This window comes from Sphaerospermopsis kisseleviana CS-549, assembly GCF_028329225.1.
GTDB classification, from domain to species: domain Bacteria; phylum Cyanobacteriota; class Cyanobacteriia; order Cyanobacteriales; family Nostocaceae; genus Sphaerospermopsis; species Sphaerospermopsis kisseleviana.
The window spans coordinates 1-2,962 of sequence record NZ_JAQMTI010000239.1 but is presented as its reverse complement, the minus strand read 5'-3'; the positions used below and the strand labels follow the sequence as shown (position 1 = coordinate 2,962).

The following is a 2,962-nucleotide window of genomic DNA, read 5'->3' as shown; positions in this document are numbered from 1 at the left end:
CCCCAATTATTAGATAATTAGGGTATTTAACGAATTACAAATTACCAATCACCAATTACCAATTACCAATTACCAATTAATTTAAATGTTAAAATTAAATACCATCTTGGTAAACCAGCAAATTTTTCCCCTACTATGGTTCAATATACTCTCGCTCAAAGTCCAGAAATTATCCTCACTGTTCCTGGAAGAGATTCGGCTAAAGCCCGTGATAAAGCAATGGATCAGTTGATGGAACTGATGGAAGCTGATAAACTACCCACAGAATTGGAAGAAGGTTTTGGTCCTCAACAGTTAATAGAAGTCAAAGAACCAACTATTGATAATACTAGCGGTGAGGATGCCATTACCCAAGCTGTACAAGTTCTCAGTAATTTGGCTACACTCAAGTTAAAAGTCCAGGAAACCCGCGCTGAAGCTTTAGAAATTCGTAAAGCTGTTGATGTTCTATTTTCTGATAATACTGTAACTGAGGATGAAATTACCCGTCTCAAGGAAGGTTTCAAGGTGCTGAAAAATTTCGCCCAAGCTAATATTCGTTATCAAGAAGCAAAAGCGAAAGCTGAACAAGCGAGAGAAATTTTAGATCAAGCTTTAAAATCACCCGAAAAATAACAATATTGAGTAATTGGTAAATCTAAAATCCCAAATCTAAAATATAAAATCCAAAATATCAAAAAGGGTAGACTTTTCAATCTACCCTTGATAATTATTTGATAATACTGGGGCGCTAGGATTCGAACCTAGGGATGGCGGGACCAAAACCCGCTGCCTTACCGCTTGGCTACGCCCCATTGCTTTCACTCTAAATAATATAGCAGTCACCCCATAGGTTTTGTCAAGGGTTTTTTCCAAAAAATTTCCAAAAAATTTCCGATTTGTTAGGAGACTGCTGGAAAACCCCAATTTTGGGGATAAGTCGGGGATTTGGCACAAAAAAAGAGGGAAGGTTGTTATCCCTTCCCTTGGTTGGTTGTTTTTCTGGTTTTTTTGGTTGTTTTCTGGCTTTTGCTGTTCTTTGAGTTTGTTTCTCAGCATCTGCTGTTGTTTCTTGATTTGTCTTTTTCTGGCTGAACCGCCCCGGCCTTTGTCGTTTCTCCCTTGTTTACGGGGGGATTCCCATCTTTTTAAGCGCATAGTGTTTTTTGTGGTGAGTAATGACTATGAAATGCTATAAGCAGCACTTGTCTTATTATAATACAGAATTTTCAGTTTTTACAGAAAGTTAGACCAGGTTGTATATAAAGGCTGATTTGCAGACAAGCTACTTATCCTCTTCAGATAGTATTGCATCAAGATCAATTTCTACATCAGCAACTAGAGATTGAACACGGTTTACTACATCTGGTTTAATAATATACCTAATCTTGTAAAATCCAATTTGCTAGATTTTGTCTAATTCTTGTTAATCTTGCTTCAGAAATTTCACCAATTTTTCCTAAAAGTATCTGTTCGGAAACTACAGCTAGTCGTGAAACTCGAAACACACTTTCTGATTTTAAGCCTGTTTGCGAAAAATCAACATCTTGGGGTGAGATAATTTCATCTAATCCTACTATTTCTTGTCCTGTTTTTGTGGAAATCATACAGGCTAACCAGTCATCATAACTATTATTAGATAGGGGTTTGATGAGTAGTGCAGGGCGTAATTTCCCCAGTGTCAGGTTAGTTTGCGGAAATCTGAAGAGAACTATTTGACCTGCTATTGCCATTTTTCTATTAAATCGGATTCGGTGTATTCAGGAAGATGATCATTTTCTAAGTCTCTCATAGCTTGTTCTAAGGAAAACTCGTTCCATTCTTCATTTTCTTTGTTATTCAAAATCGGGATTAATATTTTTTGAATTGTCCATTTTTCTTCTTCTATCAGTTCTAAAATAGTTTCTTTGATCAGGGCTTTTAGTTGTTGGTTTTCCATTGTTCACCTTTGGTTAATCATTCTTTGATTTTACCTTGTTTTTAAGTCGTGGATCTGTGAATAGGAGATTGAGAACGAACCACCACAGAGGCACAGAGGACACAGAGAGCAATTTCTGTTATTTTTTAGTAGGTTAACAATAACATCCTGTACATCTTTTAATCCTGGTTATCCTGATTCAAACTTAATATTTTTCTGTAATCTTTAAATTTTACAGTTTACTGTTATGAACGCAAGATCAGAACTATTACAACCGCTTTCCAGTAATCATCTTGAGAATACAAACTAATAACTACTTTCCACCACCATATCGAACCTACGGGAAAAAAAGGAAGATGCGCTTTTGGTGCTTTTATGTCAAAGGTAATCTCGTTATAAGACAGTAAATTTTCTCCTGTTCTCCATCCTACCTTATCTATAAATCTATTCAAGATTTGGCGGTTGTAAGTTGTTGTCCCCCCCACACTTTCATAAATCTGCTTCTGTACAGAAAAACCAAAGCGTCCATTACTATTCTTTACCCACAAATTGTCTATAATGCTGATGTCTCCACTTGGAATATTAAGAACATTGTCTATTTCCAAATAACCCGGTATTCCTCGGTTAGCAAGCGTCAATATTATCCGTCTTGTTTCCTCATCTGCTTCTTTCCACTTTCTTGCTGCTAATAATTTCTCTAGTTTTTGATACCGACTTGTTACAGTAACAGATGGTTGGGGAATTTTCACAGGTGGTTGAGATGGTGGAGGTGGTGAAGGTAAAATTTGAGATGGCGATCGCCTCACATTTTGATCTACAAAATTTAACTCCTGCATCACTTCTTTTACAGATTGATAACGATGTTTAGCAATAGGACTTGCTAATTTTTCCAAAATCTTCCCTAACTCATCACTTACCACATTACCATTTAAAAAATCTCTCCATACCCATTCCCCTTCCATCGGACTATATAAATCAAAGGGACTAACTCCTGTTAATAAATGCAAACAAGTTACCCCTAAACTATATAAATCACTAATAAATAAAGGTTTACCCATTGACTGT

The 2,962-nt window shown here is 36.3% G+C and carries 4 protein-coding genes and 1 tRNA gene; 1 reads left to right on the top strand and 4 read right to left on the bottom strand.

Going from position 1 to position 2,962, the window contains the following annotated elements; genetic code table 11:
• Positions 1–135: 135 nt before the first annotated feature.
• Positions 136–615: a hypothetical protein gene (locus PN497_RS18290; RefSeq protein WP_096572687.1), complete on the top strand. Its 480-nt coding sequence runs from the start codon at positions 136–138 to the stop codon at positions 613–615.
• Positions 616–722: 107 nt separating this feature from the next.
• On the opposite strand, the gene PN497_RS18285 is transcribed toward PN497_RS18290, so the two are convergent.
• The 4 genes from PN497_RS18285 to PN497_RS18270 form a co-directional block, all read right to left on the bottom strand.
• Positions 723–794: transfer RNA gene (locus tag PN497_RS18285), tRNA-Gln, on the bottom strand.
• A 567-nt stretch (positions 795–1,361) separates the two neighbouring features.
• Entirely contained in the window at positions 1,362–1,712 is a 351-nt protein-coding gene (locus PN497_RS18280; protein ID WP_096568421.1) for a type II toxin-antitoxin system PemK/MazF family toxin, read from the bottom strand.
• Positions 1,703–1,918, bottom strand: coding sequence for a hypothetical protein (locus PN497_RS18275; protein WP_096568418.1), 216 nt, complete (start codon positions 1,916–1,918; stop codon positions 1,703–1,705). The genes PN497_RS18280 and PN497_RS18275 overlap by 10 nt, the downstream gene beginning before the upstream one ends.
• A gap of 224 nt (positions 1,919–2,142) precedes the next feature.
• A partial coding sequence (locus PN497_RS18270) for a GUN4 domain-containing protein (RefSeq protein WP_272110751.1) occupies positions 2,143–2,962 on the bottom strand: 820 nt, incomplete at its 5' end.

Excerpts from the sequence above, each read along its gene's own strand:
- PN497_RS18290 (WP_096572687.1), top strand. The coding sequence starts at position 136 with ATGGTTCAATATACTCTCGCTCAAAGTCCAGAAATTATCCTCACTGTT.
- PN497_RS18280 (WP_096568421.1), bottom strand. The coding sequence starts at position 1,712 with ATGGCAATAGCAGGTCAAATAGTTCTCTTCAGATTTCCGCAAACTAAC.
- PN497_RS18275 (WP_096568418.1), bottom strand. The coding sequence starts at position 1,918 with ATGGAAAACCAACAACTAAAAGCCCTGATCAAAGAAACTATTTTAGAA.